The organism is Natronomonas sp. (genome assembly GCF_028274965.1).
Taxonomy (GTDB): Archaea; Halobacteriota; Halobacteria; order Halobacteriales; family Haloarculaceae; genus Natronomonas.
Window position 1 is genome coordinate 48,666 of record NZ_JAQCNO010000057.1, and the last position, 15,500, is coordinate 64,165.

14 protein-coding genes and 1 pseudogene are annotated in these 15,500 nt (G+C 64.9%); 3 read left to right on the top strand and 12 right to left on the bottom strand.

The annotated features are described in order from the left end of the window. Nucleotides 1-73: 73 nt before the first annotated feature. Entirely contained in the window at nt 74-1,147 is a 1,074-nt protein-coding gene (locus Q0916_RS09265; RefSeq protein ID WP_299236847.1) for a PstS family phosphate ABC transporter substrate-binding protein, read from the bottom strand. 211 nt (nt 1,148-1,358) lie between these two features. Here Q0916_RS09265 and Q0916_RS09270 point away from each other — a divergent pair, with 211 nt between their 5' ends. After that, nucleotides 1,359-1,931 carry a peptidylprolyl isomerase gene (locus Q0916_RS09270; RefSeq protein WP_299236848.1) on the top strand — a complete coding sequence of 191 codons (573 nt, stop codon included), beginning with the start codon at nt 1,359-1,361 and terminating at the stop codon, nt 1,929-1,931. Nucleotides 1,932-1,942: 11 nt separating this feature from the next. Here the strand turns inward: Q0916_RS09270 and Q0916_RS09275 are convergent, their stop codons facing one another. The 5 genes from Q0916_RS09275 to Q0916_RS09295 all read right to left on the bottom strand — a co-directional run bounded on the left by Q0916_RS09275 (nt 1,943) and on the right by Q0916_RS09295 (nt 8,943). Further along, entirely contained in the window at nt 1,943-2,494 is a 552-nt protein-coding gene (locus Q0916_RS09275) for an NUDIX hydrolase (RefSeq protein WP_299236849.1), read from the bottom strand. Between the two features lie 48 nt (nt 2,495-2,542). After that, nucleotides 2,543-2,833, bottom strand: coding sequence for a CHY zinc finger protein (locus Q0916_RS09280; protein WP_299236851.1), 291 nt, complete (start codon nt 2,831-2,833; stop codon nt 2,543-2,545). Between the two features lie 149 nt (nt 2,834-2,982). Beyond that, nucleotides 2,983-4,194, bottom strand: a complete 1,212-nt coding sequence (locus Q0916_RS09285) for an inorganic phosphate transporter (protein ID WP_299236852.1) — start codon at nt 4,192-4,194, stop codon at nt 2,983-2,985. 698 nt (nt 4,195-4,892) lie between these two features. Beyond that, nucleotides 4,893-8,057 (bottom strand): PAS domain S-box protein, encoded by a 3,165-nt coding sequence (locus Q0916_RS09290; protein ID WP_299236854.1) that lies wholly within the window; start codon nt 8,055-8,057, stop codon nt 4,893-4,895. Between the two features lie 526 nt (nt 8,058-8,583). Further along, entirely contained in the window at nt 8,584-8,943 is a 360-nt protein-coding gene (locus Q0916_RS09295) for a MarR family transcriptional regulator (protein WP_299236855.1), read from the bottom strand. Nucleotides 8,944-9,549: 606 nt separating this feature from the next. On the opposite strand from Q0916_RS09295, the gene Q0916_RS09300 reads away from it, so the two are divergent. Further along, nucleotides 9,550-10,215, top strand: a complete 666-nt coding sequence (locus tag Q0916_RS09300) for an HAD family hydrolase (RefSeq protein WP_299236857.1) — start codon at nt 9,550-9,552, stop codon at nt 10,213-10,215. Here Q0916_RS09300 and Q0916_RS09305 read toward each other — a convergent pair. From Q0916_RS09305 to Q0916_RS09330, 6 genes are all read right to left on the bottom strand, one after another. Continuing rightward, on the bottom strand, nt 10,165-10,566 hold the full coding sequence (locus Q0916_RS09305; RefSeq protein ID WP_299236859.1) for a hypothetical protein: 402 nt from the start codon (nt 10,564-10,566) through the stop codon (nt 10,165-10,167). The genes Q0916_RS09300 and Q0916_RS09305 overlap by 51 nt on opposite strands. Beyond that, nucleotides 10,566-11,009, bottom strand: coding sequence for a DUF2240 family protein (locus Q0916_RS09310; protein WP_299236861.1), 444 nt, complete (start codon nt 11,007-11,009; stop codon nt 10,566-10,568). Before Q0916_RS09310 ends, Q0916_RS09305 begins: the two co-directional genes overlap by 1 nt. Before the next feature lie 107 nt (nt 11,010-11,116). Next, nucleotides 11,117-11,545 carry a hypothetical protein gene (locus tag Q0916_RS09315; protein WP_299236863.1) on the bottom strand — a complete coding sequence of 143 codons (429 nt, stop codon included), beginning with the start codon at nt 11,543-11,545 and terminating at the stop codon, nt 11,117-11,119. A gap of 190 nt (nt 11,546-11,735) precedes the next feature. After that, nucleotides 11,736-13,643 (bottom strand): methyl-accepting chemotaxis protein, encoded by a 1,908-nt coding sequence (locus Q0916_RS09320; protein ID WP_299236865.1) that lies wholly within the window; start codon nt 13,641-13,643, stop codon nt 11,736-11,738. A 170-nt stretch (nt 13,644-13,813) separates the two neighbouring features. Further along, nucleotides 13,814-14,092, bottom strand: coding sequence for a 4a-hydroxytetrahydrobiopterin dehydratase (locus Q0916_RS09325; RefSeq protein ID WP_299236867.1), 279 nt, complete (start codon nt 14,090-14,092; stop codon nt 13,814-13,816). A 123-nt stretch (nt 14,093-14,215) separates the two neighbouring features. After that, nucleotides 14,216-15,067 carry a COX15/CtaA family protein gene (locus Q0916_RS09330; protein WP_299236869.1) on the bottom strand — a complete coding sequence of 284 codons (852 nt, stop codon included), beginning with the start codon at nt 15,065-15,067 and terminating at the stop codon, nt 14,216-14,218. A 104-nt stretch (nt 15,068-15,171) separates the two neighbouring features. On the opposite strand from Q0916_RS09330, the pseudogene Q0916_RS09335 reads away from it, so the two are divergent. Beyond that, a pseudogene (locus tag Q0916_RS09335) lies at nt 15,172-15,500 on the top strand (NADP-dependent malic enzyme); the annotation flags it as partial.

Here is a 15,500-nt window from a genome sequence, read left to right on the forward strand (position 1 = left end):
CGGCCCTCCGGTCGGGCGATCGGGCCGCGCCGCGCGTCCGACCGACGGGTTCGGTGCCGGGACATCGATCGGGTTAGCCCTGTGCCTGTTCGATCGCGTCTTCGAGTGTCTGCATCTGTTCTTCCTTGGTCTCCTGGGTCGCCGGGACGTACCCGACGTCCCCGGCAACGAGTTCCTCGTTGTCGGTCTGGTCGACGAAGTACCGGGCGAACTCGGCGATGTGTTCCTCGGCGAGCGAGGAGATCGAGGGGTAGGTGAAAAGCGGCCGCGAGAGCGGCTGGTACTCGCCCGAAGAGGCCGTTTTGAGGCTCGGCTCGACCGGGCCGTCGCCGTTGTCGACCGCCACCGGCGTGATCTGGTCTTGGTTCTGGAACCAGTAGGCGAACCCGAAGTAGCCGATCGCGAACTCGCTGCCCGCGACGCCCTGTGCGATCGTGTTGTCCTGTTCGGTCGCCTGGTAGTCGTCCGTGTGGCCCGCTTCGCCCATGACGTTCTCGAGGAAATAGTCGTACGTGCCCGACGTGTCCGCGGCGCCGTAGCGATCGATCTCCTCGTTGGGCCACTCGTCGCGGACCTCGTCCCAGGTTTCGGCCGCGTCCGACTGCCATATCTGGGAGAGTTCGTCCACCGTCATTTCTGTTGCGAAATCGTTGTCGTTGTTGATGACGATCGTCAGGGCGTCGGTCGCAGCGACCAACTCGACGTACTCGACGTCGTTCTCCGAACAGAGGTTCATCTCCTCTTCCTGTATCGGCCGGCTCGCGTTGTTGAAGTCCGTCTCGCCGACGCAGAAGAAATTCGAGAAGCCACCGCCCGAGCCGGTTGAGCTGACATCGATGCTGACCTCGGGGTTCTGCTCGGAGAAGTCCTCGGCGACCGCGGTCATGAGCGGGAAGACCGTGCTCGACCCGGCGATGTTGATCTCGCCGGAGAGCTGGTCCGAACCGCTGTCGCTTCCGTCCGACCCGTCGGAGCTGCCGTCACCGGAGCCGTCGGAGCTGCCGCCGCCGTTGCCGTTGCCGCCACCGTTCCCGTTTCCGTTCCCGCTTTCGGTCTCCGTACAACCGGCGAGGCCGATCGCCCCCGCGCCGCCGATTGCCTTGATCGCGTTGCGCCGCGTCAACCTGTCAGGGTGGCTTGGTGCCATCACGCGTCGGTTTCCCAGGACGGCATATAGAAGATGCTATGATAACTACGTAAACGAGCGGTTGCATACAGTACCCAATGCACAACTCTGAGTGATATATAGAAATATATAGACGTGCGGACGCCTGGCGCAACGCGGGGCGGCGGTCGGGCGGCGCCGGAGCGACGCCGGGAGTCGGCAGTCTTTTGCGAGCGCCGGACCACGATGGCGTATGAGCAACGGCAGAGACGTCGAAAACCCCGAGAACCCGACCGTCACGCTCCGGACGACCCACGGCGACATCACCGTCGAACTGTTCGCCGAGCGCGCCCCCCGGACCGTCGAGAACTTCCTCGGCCTCGCCGAGCACGACCCGGCCGCAAGCGCCGATCCGGCCGTCGACACGAACACCTGGGAGGACCCCGAAAGCGGCGAACTCCGCGGCGACTCGCTGTACGAGGGCGTCGTCTTCCACCGCGTCATCGGCGAGTTCATGATCCAGGGCGGGGACCCAACGGGGACCGGCCGCGGCGGCCCGGGCTATCAGTTCGCCGACGAGTTCCACGACGAGTTGAGCCACGACGGCCCCGGGGTCCTCTCGATGGCCAACTCCGGGCCCGACACGAACGGCAGCCAGTTTTTCATCACGCTGGCCGCACAGCCGCACCTCGACGGCAAACACGCCGTCTTCGGGCAGGTGATCGACGGGATGGACGTCGTCGAGGAGATCGGATCGCTCCCGACCGACCGCAACGACGCGCCCAGCGAGGACGTCGAGATCGAGACCGTCGAGATCGACGCCTGAGCGCGGCCGTTTCAGCGGTCCGTTCGCGCCGCGTACTGCAGGACGGCCAGCGCCGATCGACCGTCTCTGAGGTCGCCGCCGACCGCCCGCTCGCGGAGGTCGTCGAACGTCGCGGTCCCGACGGCGATCGACTCGTTGTCGTCGAGGTCCTGATCGGTCGTCGGCTCACAGCCCCGGGCGACGACGTAATGAAAGACCGAATCGAAAAGCCCGTTCGAGGGCTCGTACGTCGCGATCCGCTCGACGGAGCCCGCCTCGTAGCCCGTCTCCTCGCGGAGTTCCCGGCGCGCGGCCGCCCGGACGTCCTCGTCGTCGGCCTCGAGGCCGCCGGCCGGAAGCCCGAAGTTCACCCGGTCGACCGCCTGTCGCCACTCCCGGATGACGACGACCTCGCCACCGTCGGTGAACGCCAACACGACGACCGAGGGCGGTTCCGAGACGTAATGAAAGTCGGTTTCCGTGCCGTCGGGGAGCTCGACGTCGTCCCGGACGACGTCGAACCCGGGGCAGGTGTAGTCGGTCTCGGAGCCGAGCGTCCGCCAGGCGAGATCCTCTGGTGCCATGGGCGCAGTCGGGCGGCGCGGTTGAAAACCCGCCCGATCGCGGCGGTCTCACCCGCCGTCGTCCGGGTCGATCCACTCGAAGTAGCGGTGGTAGTGCTCGGCACACCCCGGGTTGAACGGGGCGTCACACGCCGGGCACGCCTCACTCGAGGTGTACGTCGCCGCCGTCATCTCGGCCCCGCAGACCCCACAGCGGACGGAGGGCTCCCCGCGGCGCGCCGTCGGCCACGGCTCCGGCGGGTGCTCGGCGATCGCCTCGTGGCACTCGAAGCAGGCGTAGTACGTCTCACAGCAGCCGAACCTGAGCGCGGCGACGTCGCTCTCGGTCGCGTAGTGCACACAGCGTGTCTCGGAGTCGGTTCCGACGCCGCGTACGGGATCGATCGACACGTCCGGAGTAGGCCCCCATCCGTCTTAGTTTCGACGGCGGCGCGTGCGCGGCGCGTCTCGGGGGCGAGGCGGGGCGGGCGAGGGCGAGGGCGGGCCGATCAGCGGAGGGCGAACAGGGCGAGAAACGTCGCGTACGAGCCGAACGTCGCAACGATCGGCACCACGTTCTGCATGATCACGACGCGGGCGGTCGTCGAGGGGTTGAAAAGCTCCGAGGCCGCGGGCACCTCCTCGGGGTCCTCCTCGCCGATCGGTTCGGGATCGGGCTGCTCGGAGAGGGTCGGATCGCCGACGGTCGCGGTGCCCTCGTCGGCGGTCAGCGCCCCCACCGACGCCCGCGGCGTTTCGGCCCCGCGGACGCCCTCCGTGACGGTCGTCGTCCGGGTCGCCCGCCCCCAGCCCAGCCCGACGATCGACATCGTCGCGATGACGACGAAACTCGCCGGGACGCCGATCAGCGAGAGGCTGATGACGAGGATCGAACTGATCGTCGCGACGATGATCGCCGCGGTCAGCGGGAGGTGCGTGATGTCGTTGCCGAGCGTCTCCATCGTCCGCCGCGCGATGGTGAACGCGCCGATCGCGACCGCGACCGAGGCGATGATGATGCCGGTGTTCATCTCCAGTTGGCCGCTCCCGACGAGCGGGGCGATGGCGTTTGCGACGTTGCTCGTCCCGGAGCTGAAGGCCATGATACAGCCGATGCCGATGACGATCCCCGAGCCCGCGAGTTCCCGACGCGTCGTGCCGGGGCCGGCGATCGGCACGGGGACGGCCCCGCTGCGGTCGAACTCGACGAGCGGGCCGTTGGTCTGGTTGATCGCGATCAGGCTGTCGATGTACACGTAGAAGTACCGCCCGATCATCCCGGCGACCCAAAAACCGAGGATCGGGGCGACGATCCACCACGAGACGATCTCGCCGAGCACAGCCCAGTTCAACTGCCCCGAGGCGAGCCCGAGCCCCGCGATTGAGCCCACGGCGGTCATCGAGGTTGAGGCGGGGACGCCGAAGACGTTGCCGACGAACAGCGCGCCGCCGATGAAAAAGAGGACGACGATGCTCGCCGGCAGCGTGAACACGGCCGGGTCGGTCACGAGTTCCGTACCGAGCGTGTCGACGACGCGGCGGCCGATCGTCCACGCGCCGATGAAAAAGAAGACCGACATGAGCCCGGCTGCGATCACCTTCGTGATGACGCTCGCTCCGACCGCCGGGGCGAACGCGGGACCCGTCGTCGCTCCGCCGATGTTGTACGCGACGAAACAGGCGACCGCGATCCCAACGACGAGCAGAGCAGATGCGACCATTCTCGGGTTCGACGACGGTCCCGACGGTAAAATACATGTTCACTCACCGGCATCGGGGAGCGTTTTCGGGGCGACCGCGGCCGATCAGACGCCCCAGATGGACAGCAGTCCGGTCGTCGTGACGACGTTGATTTCCTCCGGAGAACGGGCGAGGCTTCCGCTAGCTATCCGTCAGAAGCAACTGCAGCGGCGCGCCGACCCGGAAGACGTCACTGAACCGGCACCCGCCGGGGCCGTACACCGGCAGATGTCTGGTAGCCGTATCGGCGTTCGTCACGTCGCCGCACGAATAAGCATGAGTACCGGGCGATCACGAGAGATTTAGAACCCGTACAGGATGCGTACGATCTCCACGCTGTGACGGCGCAGCTCAACGACGAGGATGGGGGAATCGACCCGGACGAGTGGGATGCGGCCGCTCCGGACGAGCCACATCCCAGCGAGAAGGACTGAAAAATGCAACCGGAACGAGGCGACGTGGTTGCAGTTCCGATCCGTTCAAATCAGGTGAGGACAGCCAGCGACCGTGGCTGATCGTCAACAACAGTTCGCACCCGTTCGCCGATGAACAGTTCCTCGCAGTCGCCATCATACTCCTGAATACGATACGGATCTCGTATGACCAGTCAGTAGTCCGGGAAACCGAGGCTCGTTCTCGCTGTGATCCCATGGTAACGTACCCATTTCCAGGGTCACCTTCAGTACGTCGTTGAGTACGCGTTGGTAGCAGTTTCGTCTCTGACTGGTATCATGAGACTGACCGTCGTCCCGTCCGGGGTCGCATCAACAGAGACATCACCGCCGGCCTGTTTGACGAGCATCCGTATCATCCACACACCGAGCCCTTTTCCATGATTGAGCGGCGTCTCTTCACCGTTTTCGAGCACGTCGGCTTCCATCTCGGGCATCCCGGGGCCGTTATCGAGCACGTCAACAGAAACCCAATCATCGTCGGGCCGAGAGAGCCGAATCTCAACGCGGCAGTCGTCGTCCGGGGTCGCTTCGGTAGCGTTCTCGATCAACTCCCGCAACGCTTCACCGAGCACCGCTGGAACCGGTGCAGACTCTATATCAGCGGTCTCTGCCTCAATTACAGCCTCCGGGAACGTCTCCTTGCTTGATTCTGTTACTTTCTCTACGAGTCCCGACACGTCGACGGTAGCCTGCTCATCTCGCTGTGACTGTATCGCGCCCTGGATTCGCTCTATGTTCTCGGTCATACTCCCCCACTTGTTCAGAATGCGTTCGATCGTCTCGAATTGGCGAGCCCGTTCGTCGGGATCGGACTCCTCGGCGAGTAACTCAGCCCATCCTCGGACTTTGCTCAGATCGTTTCGCATGTTGTGCCGCATCACGCGCTGCATTACATCCAGGTGTTGCCCTTGTTGCCGTTGGGCTGTGATGTCGCGCCCTTCCACGATGAGCAGCGTCACATCGCCGTCCTCGTCAGTCACTGGCTTGACGGAAAAATCGATCGTCGCAAGTCCCTCTGCACCCTTGACATCTGTCTCATAGCGAATGAACTCGCCTTCGGCTGCACGCGCAAGTGCGTCCTGGACACGGGTATTGACTTCTTCGGAGTGTGTCCACCATGGTGCTTCGTAGAACGGCTCTCCGACAGCGTCCTCGCGGTCGAACCCGCCGAACTCGAGCGCGGCGTCGTTGACCTCGATCACTGTCGAGTCGGGCTCTAACAGTCCCGTGAACTGGAACGTGCCGTTGAAGATCGCTTCCAGCCGCCGGGTGCGCTTTTTGCTGTCGGTCACGTCACGGAGATACAGGAGCGTCCCGTCGATCGCATCATCGGCACGCATGTTGCGGCACCTGATATTGACGTTTAAGTACTCGCTACTACCGGACTCAAGCCGGCCATCGATCTCGATGTCGCCCTCTACACCTTCGGCGCAGTCGAAGAACGCTTCCATGACCCGCGTCCGGTCGCTGGGATGTATGTAATCAAAGAAGCTCTCTTCGAGCAGAGCATCGGGATCGTGACCGAGCACGTGACCGGCGGAACCGCTGATATAATCAAACGTTCCGTCCGCATCGAGTATCGAGACGACATCGTCGGATTCCTCAACGAACCGCTCGGTTCTACGACGCTGTTGTCGCTCTTCGGTCATGTCCCGAACAATCGCCGCGTGGCCCCGAAACTCGCCGTCGTCGGTTTCAAGCGCTGCGTAGCGAACGTCGGCGTAGAACTCCGAGCCGTCGGCACGGACGCGCCAGCCCTCATCGCTGCTTTCGCCGGCAATCCGGGCTTGCTGGAGCAACCGGGTTGGGAGCTCTGACTGGCGGTCAGCTTCAGGGTGAAGGTGAGCCATCGGCATCCCGAGGGCGGTCTCGGCTTTGTAGCCAAAGAGGTTCCTTGCACCCCCGTTCCACGTCTGGATGTCGCCGTCTTCATCGACCACGATGAAAGCGTATTCCTCGACGCTCTCGGTCAGTAGCTCAAACCGCTCCTGTTCCGCTCGCAATTGGCGCCCCTGTTCTTTCCGCTCGGTCACGTCCTGCTGGATACCGATGTGGTTGGTCAAGTCGCCGGCCTCGTCGTAGATCGGTGTCACCGAGAGACGGTTCCAGAACTGTTCGCCGTCCTTGCGGTAGTTACGCAGTTCGACGGTTATCGGCTCTTCGGCCGCGATTGCTTCCCGCAGGTCGTCAAGCTCGGCTTGGTCCCTATCGTCGCCTTGCAGGAACCGACAGTTCCGTCCGAGTACCTCGTCGGGACTGTAGCCAGTTTGCTCGACGAACCCGTCGTTCACATACACCAGCGGGTTATCCTCGGTGTCCGGGTCGCTGATCGTGATCCCGACCGTCGCCTCATCCATGGCTCGCTGTTTCAATTCAATATCGCGTTTCCGCTCCCTTCGCTCCGTGACATCCCGAACCCCGGCGACCGTTCCAACGTTCTCGGTCCCTATCCCCATCGGATTAATTGTAATGTCGAAGTACCGGGTCGATCCGTCGGTTTCGATAGAGACGACGCTCGACGCATCGTCTTCATCGGCAGGTTTGAACGTCTGCTCAAAGGCCTCGATGGTTGGACACCTGATGCCGATATTCGACTGGAGGCTGTCGGCCTGTCTGTTGGTTTCGACGAGTTCTCCGTTGGGATCGTACACGAACATAGCATCATCAGCCTTCTCGAAGACCTCTGATCGAGCAGAGCGTTCGACTCGCCGGAACGTGTCCTCGACGAAGACCAACATTGCAAGCGTGAAGCCGGCGACACCGACCGGCTCGAAACTCACCCCTAAGAAGACAGGCGGGAAGGCCTCGGCTGGAAGTACCGTGAAGGCTACCCGTGGAACGACCGGAACCAGCGAAAGCACTGCGAGCGCGCTGAGCCCCGCGGTCGGCTGCGAGGAGCTGCGGAAAGCATCGAGCAGCCAGTAGAAACTGATCGCTACGAGTGTGTAGGTGAGCGTGAACGAGATCCAATAGAACAGTTGCGGTTCGACGACGAGATGTGGGTATGGAACCGGCTGGATTTGTGTCTGAACGTAGAGGCCGTACAACGGATTGGTGAGTTTGACCGTGATGAGACCAAGATAGACGCCGACCGCGAGTCTTCGGTAGCGTCGATCTCGGTGATACGATCGGCCGGTGTAGGCGGAGATGAAGTACACCCATGCGCCGACCCCAGTGAGGCCCCAGATCAGGCCGCCGATATACAGTGCGGCACTGAGGCTCTCAGTTGTCGTAAACAGTCCAAGTGCTTGGAAGGTCAGCCACAGTCCGTTCGTTACCAATACGGCTCTGAGCCCGAGTTGCGTATCCCGTCCTTGAAGCCGTGATCCGTAAACGGCAGCGACGAAGCATCCGATGGCGATCGATACGAAGAGGAGTACGAGGCCCAAGTGGACTGTTCCCCCTTCCAAAATAACAGTCCATATCTGGGTACTATGAGTGATAAGAGAAATACAAGTTTTGCACTCATATACACTTTGATCGGAATTATACGCCCGGAACACTACCGGGCGAGAATCTACTAGTAGGCTCGGTGGAAGTATAATGAGTCGAGCACACGGTGTCCTGATCTACTCCGACAGCTTCCAAGACCCGTCAAGAACCGCTTTACTCTGAGTGATTATTTGATCGGTGAACTCCGTCGTGATGCGTCCCTGTGGATTCGCTACGGCACGGTGTCTGACCGTTCCAATAACCCATGGAGAACAGTATGATGTCTTATCGGGGTTTCGGCCTGTAATCCACGCATCTCCGACCTCGTGGTTTGCCGGAAGGTCGCTCGTCGTGAGTGCAGCACAAACGTACTCCTCGCCGGGATACGGTAGCTGCTCTGCGGCCAGAATTAACCAGAGTCGAGGATTCAATCCCTGTCTGAAGGGATCGGGAGCCCAGAAGACATCCCCCTTCTGATAGGAGTCACTCACGCTGTTCACGCGGATCGGCCGCGTACTGCTGCCACTCGTCGTACTCGAACGGTGCTTCTTCGTGACTTGCGACTTCACTCGCATGAATCGTTGCAGCGTCGACGCTCCGATCGTGATCACTGATTCGCCAGTACTGTCCTCTGTGGTCTACTCGCCCGCGTTCCCGAAGCCGCACCAGCGTCGGTCCGACCGAGCCACGCTTGACGTTGGTCGCCTCTGCGATCTCGGTTTGAGTGAACGCCTCGTGTGCATGCTCTTCGAGAAATTCGAGTATCCTGGCAGCATTCGTCTCGGGTCTTGGTTGTCCCTCGTCGTTATCGATCTCCTCGAACCGATCAGCACTGATTGGCATATGTATGTACTGTTTTGTATTAGATGTACTAAAGGCTTCCCCGGATGCTCTCTCGCGTCAGTCTGTGGCCCAGGGGATCGCAAATGTTGATACCACGAAGCGTATTTCGGTTCCGATACGAATCGATCACCATGCGAAAAAGCAACCCAGCAGTCATCGTTTTATGCTCTTCATCGGCAGCAGTTTTCCAGCCTTACAGTAGTATACCAGCTTACTTCGGGAAAACCGACTTGACAAAAGATTGTAGCCGATGCTATACGTATTATTTGTAAATAATTCCAGTAAGCTATTTGAAATGTACGCCCGGAACACTAACGTCCGACCTCATCCCAGGCGGCGTGCCGCGGTCGGTCGGCTAACCCTCGTGCCGGGCGGTCGGTCCGTTCGGACCGACGGTCGGTGGTCCGTACCGCGATCGCCGGGGCGACAGTGCCGCCGCGGCGGGCGTATCGCGCACCCGGGTTCTCCGGGCGGTCATCGCTACCCGAACGGGCTGCTCGGCCGGGGACTAGTGGTGCGCACGGACCGGTACGCCCCGCGGCGGTAATCCTCTTTCGGCCCGCTCGCCCCGGTCGGTATATATTCGCGGCCTCCGTACGACCGATCGTGTCACACGCCGTCGTGTTCGATCTCGACGACACGCTCGCCGTGACCGACCGCGACCGCGAGACGCTCCTGTCGGTCGCGGCCGACCGGGCCGGGATCGCGCTGTCGTTCGATCGCAGCGCCTACCGGGAGGCCCACCGCGAACACAGCGGCACCGAGAGCCGCCGGCCGGTCTTCGAGGCGCTCGTCGGCGAGGACGCGCCCGCGCTCACCCGGGCGTACCGCGAGGCGATCGGCGAGGCGCTGAGGCCGGTCGACGGTGCCGAACGCCTCGTCGCGACCCTCCGGGAGCGCTATCGAGTCGGGCTGTTGACCGACGGCCCCGGGAGGACCCAACGGGACAAACTCGAACGGCTCGGGTGGACGGACGCGTTCGATGCCGTCCTCATAACCGGGGCGATCGGAGCGCCGAAACCGGACGGGGAGGGCTTCGCGCGGATCGCGGCCGAACTCGGTGTCGATCCGGGGCGGGCGGCCTACGTCGGCGACGACCCCAAGCGGGACATCGCGGGGGCGGCCGGCGCCGGATTCGCGCCCGTGCAGGTTCGCTATCCGGGAGGCCCGGCGGCGCACCCGGCAGCCGAAGCGACCGTGCCCCGCGACGACATCGGGCGGTTACCCGGTCTGCTCGGGGCCGTCTTCGAGGACGGCCTCGAAGACGCGTAAGCTCCGCTTGACGTCGGCGCCGCTCTCTACGAAGACGAGCGTTCGGGGCGGTTGGGTCGCCTTCGGCCGGGCGCGGAGGCCGGCCTCCGCGGCAGCGTCGAGGGCTGTTCGAACCCCGGTTTCGAACTCGACGCGGAGCCGGTCAGGGTGGACGTACGCGGCGCCGACGTCGGTCCGTTCGTCACCCCCGGCGACGATGCGGTAGGCGAACGCGCCGCCCGTCGCGGGTTCGACGTCGGGATCGGCCTCGAGAACGTCGAGCGATCCCAAGACGCCGCGGTCCGGGCCGTCGATCTCGGAGGCCAAAAGCTGGCCGATCCGCTTGCCGTCGGTGATCGCGTCCCAGACCATCAGCGCAACTCCGAGCGCGCGCTGCGGGCGTGCTCCGCGACGTCGATCCCCCGGCGGTGCGCGTAGAGTACCGCCGCCGCTTCGATCGTCACCCCGAGTTCGGACTGCAGGCCGTTGACCGCAGCGACGCTTGACTGTTTGTCCTCGCCGGCCTCGACGAGGGCGCCGAGGACGCGCTCGAACGTCGATCGTTCCTGGAGGATCGACTCGTCGGGTCGGAACCCCTCCGGGACGGACGTCTCCGCCGGGTCGAACTGCGCCTCGAGGTCCCCCTCAACACGCCGGAGTAACCCTTCGCTTGCGGCCACGTCAACGAGGCGTTTGGCCTGGTCGGGCGAGAACCAATCGCGGTCGAGCGAGAGCGCAACGACGAAGGCGCTCTCGCCCATCCTGCGGCTGCCGTCGGCCCGAAACGGGGCCGCGACCGCCGTTCGGAGGCTCATGACCGAGCACTGCGGTGGCCGGGACAAATAGCCGTCGGTCCCTCGGCTCTCCACGCTACTCTACTCCCCGCGGCCGCTCGCGTCCCGGCCCGCGCCCGTACCCGCGCTCAGTCCGCCTCGGCCCCGCCCCCGCCGGTCAGCACGGAGACGTTCCGCTCGCCCCAGACGAACGACGCCCGGCGCCGCCCCTCGAAGGAGAGGTACGACCCGATCGCACAGAGCGCGCGATCTGAGAGACGCAGGCCGGCGTGGCCGTCGTCCGATCGACGGTCGGTCGCCGAGGCGTCGTCGCCCCGAAGCGCCGGGGCCTCGACGACGTTCGTCCGGGCGGGGTCGTCGTCGTTCGGGCCGAACCACGCTTCGCGGACGCCGTCGGCCGCGGCCCGATACCGGATGCGCGCGCCGTTCGAAAAGCGGATCTCGACCGCCGGGTCGCCGGTTTCGGTCCGCGCCCGCGGTCGGACCGCGGCGAGTTCCGGGAGCGATCGGTCTGGCGACGCGCCGTCCTCGAGGCGGTCGGTGTCGTGTTTCGCCACGCCGGCGGTTCGGCCGCGAGCAGTCTGAGCGTTCCCCCACGTTCGCGTGGGGGTCTATGACCGGCCGAGAAGCGGCCCGTCGGTCCGGAGACGGAGGCAGAGGCGGAGGCGGGGACGCTCGGTCGATGGCCCGGCCGCGACGGGTCGACCGCGCCGAAACGTCGGGCGGACCCTCCGCGGGAGCGGCGATCTACTCGCGACCGCCGTCGCTGCGGGCTGGTGGGCGTCCGGACCGGGCGGGGTCGGAATCGGGCGACTCCGCGGCGGCCGGTGGGGATCGCTCGTCGGTGCGGCCCCGCGGTTCGGCCTCGAAGGCGGCGACCTGCTCGGAGAGTTCGTCCGCCGCGTCGGCGAGTGCCTTGACGTCGGTGACCGTCTCCCCGAGCGATTCGGCCTGAGCGGTCGTCCGGTCGGCGACGTCGGCGGTGTCGCGGGCGGTCTCTCGGCTCGTCGTCGAAACGTCGTCGACCATCGAGGCGATCTCCTCGGCGGAGGCGGCCTGATCGTCGGTCGCGGCGCTGATCTCGGTGATGCCGTTTTCGGCCTGTTCGATCTCCGTCACGATGTCGTCGAACAGCTCGATCGTCTCCTCGATCGTCTCGGCGCCCGTTTCGACGCGGGCGTTCATCTCCTCGATGCTGTCGGCGGTTTCGTCCGTCACGTCCCGGACGTTCTCGATCCGTCGCTCGATGTCGTCGGTCGCGTCGGCGGCCTCCCCGGCCAGCGACTTCACCTCCTCGGCGACGACGGCGAACCCGTCGCCGTCCGCGTCGGCGCTGGCGGCTTCGATCGATGCGTTGAGCGCCAGGATGTTGGTCTGGTCCGCGATGCTCCCGATCAGTTCGACGATCTCGCCGATCTCGTCCATGCGGTCGTTTAGCGCCGCGATCCCCGCAGCGACGTCCTCGGCCTGTGACTCGATGGCCTCGATCTCCGCCGTCGCGTCGCCGGCGTACTCGCGGCCCCGGTTTCCGCGTTCGACGGCGGTTTTCGCCGTGGCGGCGACCTCCTCGGAGGAGGAGGCGATCTCCTCGATCGTCGCCGACATGTCGTTTATTTCGCCCGTCACGGTTCGGAGCTGGTCGTCCTGCTCTTCGGCCCGCGTCGCGACGTCGGAGACCGACGTCTCGATCTCCGTGCTCATCGTCTTGATATCCGTCGAGCGGTCGGCGATGCTCTCCGTGGCGTCACAGACCGTCGTCGCGAACGTCTGGATGTCGTCGACCGTCCGTTCGACGTCGTCCATCATGTCGTTGAACGCCCGCGCGACGTCTCGCATCGCGTCGTGATTGACGGAGTCGTCGAGTCGCCGCGTCAGATCGCCGTCGGCACACGCCGTCATCACCGCCCGGTACTCGTCGGCCGTCTCGTTCAGTTCGCTGTTCAGCGCCGCCATCTCCTCTTTCTGTTCGGCGGCCTCGCGCCGCTTGTCCTCGGCGTTTTGCTTTGCCCGCTCGACCTCGTCGAGTTTCTCCTCGATGCGCTCGCGGGTCTTCTGTCGCTGGATGGCGAGCGACTGCCAGAGAAACGTCACGGTCGTCGCGAGCATCAGGACGCCGAGCGCGTGGATGCTGCCCCACACGATGGGGTTCGCCATCGCCGCCTGGTGGTTGTAGACGGTGAACCACTCGATGAGCCCGAAGACGCTGTGTTGTACCCCGACGTACCCGATTGTGAGGACGAACGGCACCCAGTCCTCGTACAGCGCAACGACGCCGACGCCGATGAAGTACAGAAAGTGCGCCTCAATGAAGCCGCCGGTGAAGTACGCCAACACGGATGCGAGCATCATAAACGCGATTGCGGCGAGCGCCGAGCGGGCGCGCCGCGGCAGCTGCGGCAGCGCGCCCAGAACCAACAGTCCCACGACGAGTCCCGTTCCGGCGATCGAGTGCGAAAGCGGTATCGCCGGAAGCTCGGCCCCGGTGACCGACTGGACGCCGGTCAGGCGGCTGATTGCGAACACGATCGGCGCGAGGACCGCGGTGAACGCGAGGATACCACGGTGTCGCTTGTGGAACGCCTCATCTGGTATCTCCGTCCCGTTCGGCGTGTTATCAACGTACTGGGCGAGCGCGGACTGCGACGCGTCTGACATTAGCGCGTGTTCACCGGGCCGAGATAAAACCCTCCACGCGAGCCCGGACGGCGATACGGCCAGAAGCGTTAAACCGGTGGCGAGGGCCGCGCGCTCGTCCGTGTGCGCGCGACTCGAGACTGAGCCGCCGCGCGTCGGTCGGAGCCCGCCGGTCGGCCGGCGAGGCTGCGTTAGTCGGCGAGTTCGTCGAAGCGGGCGGCGAGATCGATGTCTTTCGTCGTGACGCCGCCGGCGTCGTGGGTCGTCAGCCGGACCTCGACCTCCCGCCAGTTGATCGTCAACTCGGGGTGATGGAAGGCCTCCTCGGCGAGCCCGCCGGCACCGGCGGCGAACCCGACGCCCTCGAGATAGGAGTCGAACTCGAAGGTCCGGACGATCTCGTCGCCCTCGCGCGTCCAGTGCTCCGGGAGTTCGGCGTCGATCTCGTCGTCGGAGAGTACGTCACTCATGAAACGCTGTTCGGGTCGGTGTCGTTTAGTTCTTGTCGGGGGTCGGCCGAGCCCCGACGGACGCGTTGGGCGGTACGGGAGACACGGCCGAGGAGAGCGTTCCGCGCGAGCGGGGTCGCGGCGTCAATCGAGAGCCTGGTCGTCGGTCGGCGGCGGGACGGCGACCGGCGCCGAGTCGAGGTTCCGGAGGCGCCAGACCGCCGCCAGCGTCAGCCCGAAGGCCACGAACGAAACGCCGAGGATCGCGAGCTGTCCGGCGTCGCCGAACGCCCGCCTCGCGAGGACGAGTTGGCCGATGACGAGAAGCCCCGCGAGGCCGCCCGCGGTCGGCACGGCACGGAGGCCGAGTTCCCGGCCCCAGAGGGACATCACGACGAGCGCGGCGAACATCCCGAACCCGACGCCGTAGTAGAGCAGCTGGGCGAGCTCCCCGAAGATGAAGAACAGTCGCGGGGTGAGCGCAACGGCGATCGGAAACCCGAACAGCGCGGCGGTACCGGCCTGACGGATCCGGGTCGTCGAGACCGGCGACGTCTCGGCGTAGGCCCACACCGTCGCGGCGATGAGGAGGCTCAAAATCAGCGAGGCGAGCCCGAAGTGCAGCGTCAACACGAGGATCGAGTAGCCGAACACGAACTCCTCGACGAGGACGGTAAAGGCGCCGAAGACGATCTGCAGCGGCGTCAAGAGAAGCGCCGCAAGGACCGCAAGCAGGGTCCGTCGGCGCCCGCCGCTCCGCCAGACGGCGGCCGCCGAGCCGAGTATCATGAAGCCGGTGACCATCGCAACGAGGCGGTGGGACCACTCGATGAACGACATCAGGTTCGCCGGGAAGAGCCCGAAGACGGCGCCGTCACACAGCGGCCACCGCGCCTCGCAGGTCAGCCCGGACCCGGTGGCCGCGGTGACGACGCCGACGACGGCGGTGATCGCCGTTACGACCGTCGTGGCGAGCAGTAGCCGGCGGAGGTGCATAAACGACGTTCGGACCCGGATCGGTATATACCACTCGGAACGGGAAGCCTGACCGGAGCGGGCGAGGTGGGTAGATTTTTCAGGCCGCTGGACGGGGTACGTGCATGGGACTTGAGGAAGACTCGCTGGAGTACCACCGGCGCACACCCCCCGGCAAACTCGAAATCTCGACCACCAAACCCACCAACACACAACGAGACCTCTCGCTCGCGTACTCCCCCGGCGTCGCCGCACCCTGCACCGAAATCGCGGAGACGCCCACCGACGCCTACACCTACACCGCCAAGGGCAACATGGTGGGGGTGGTCTCGAACGGCTCGGCCGTCCTCGGGTTGGGCGACATCGGCGCCCAAGCCTCCAAACCCGTCATGGAGGGCAAAGGCGTCCTCTTCAAACGCTTCGCCGACATCGACGTCTTCGACATCGAACTCGA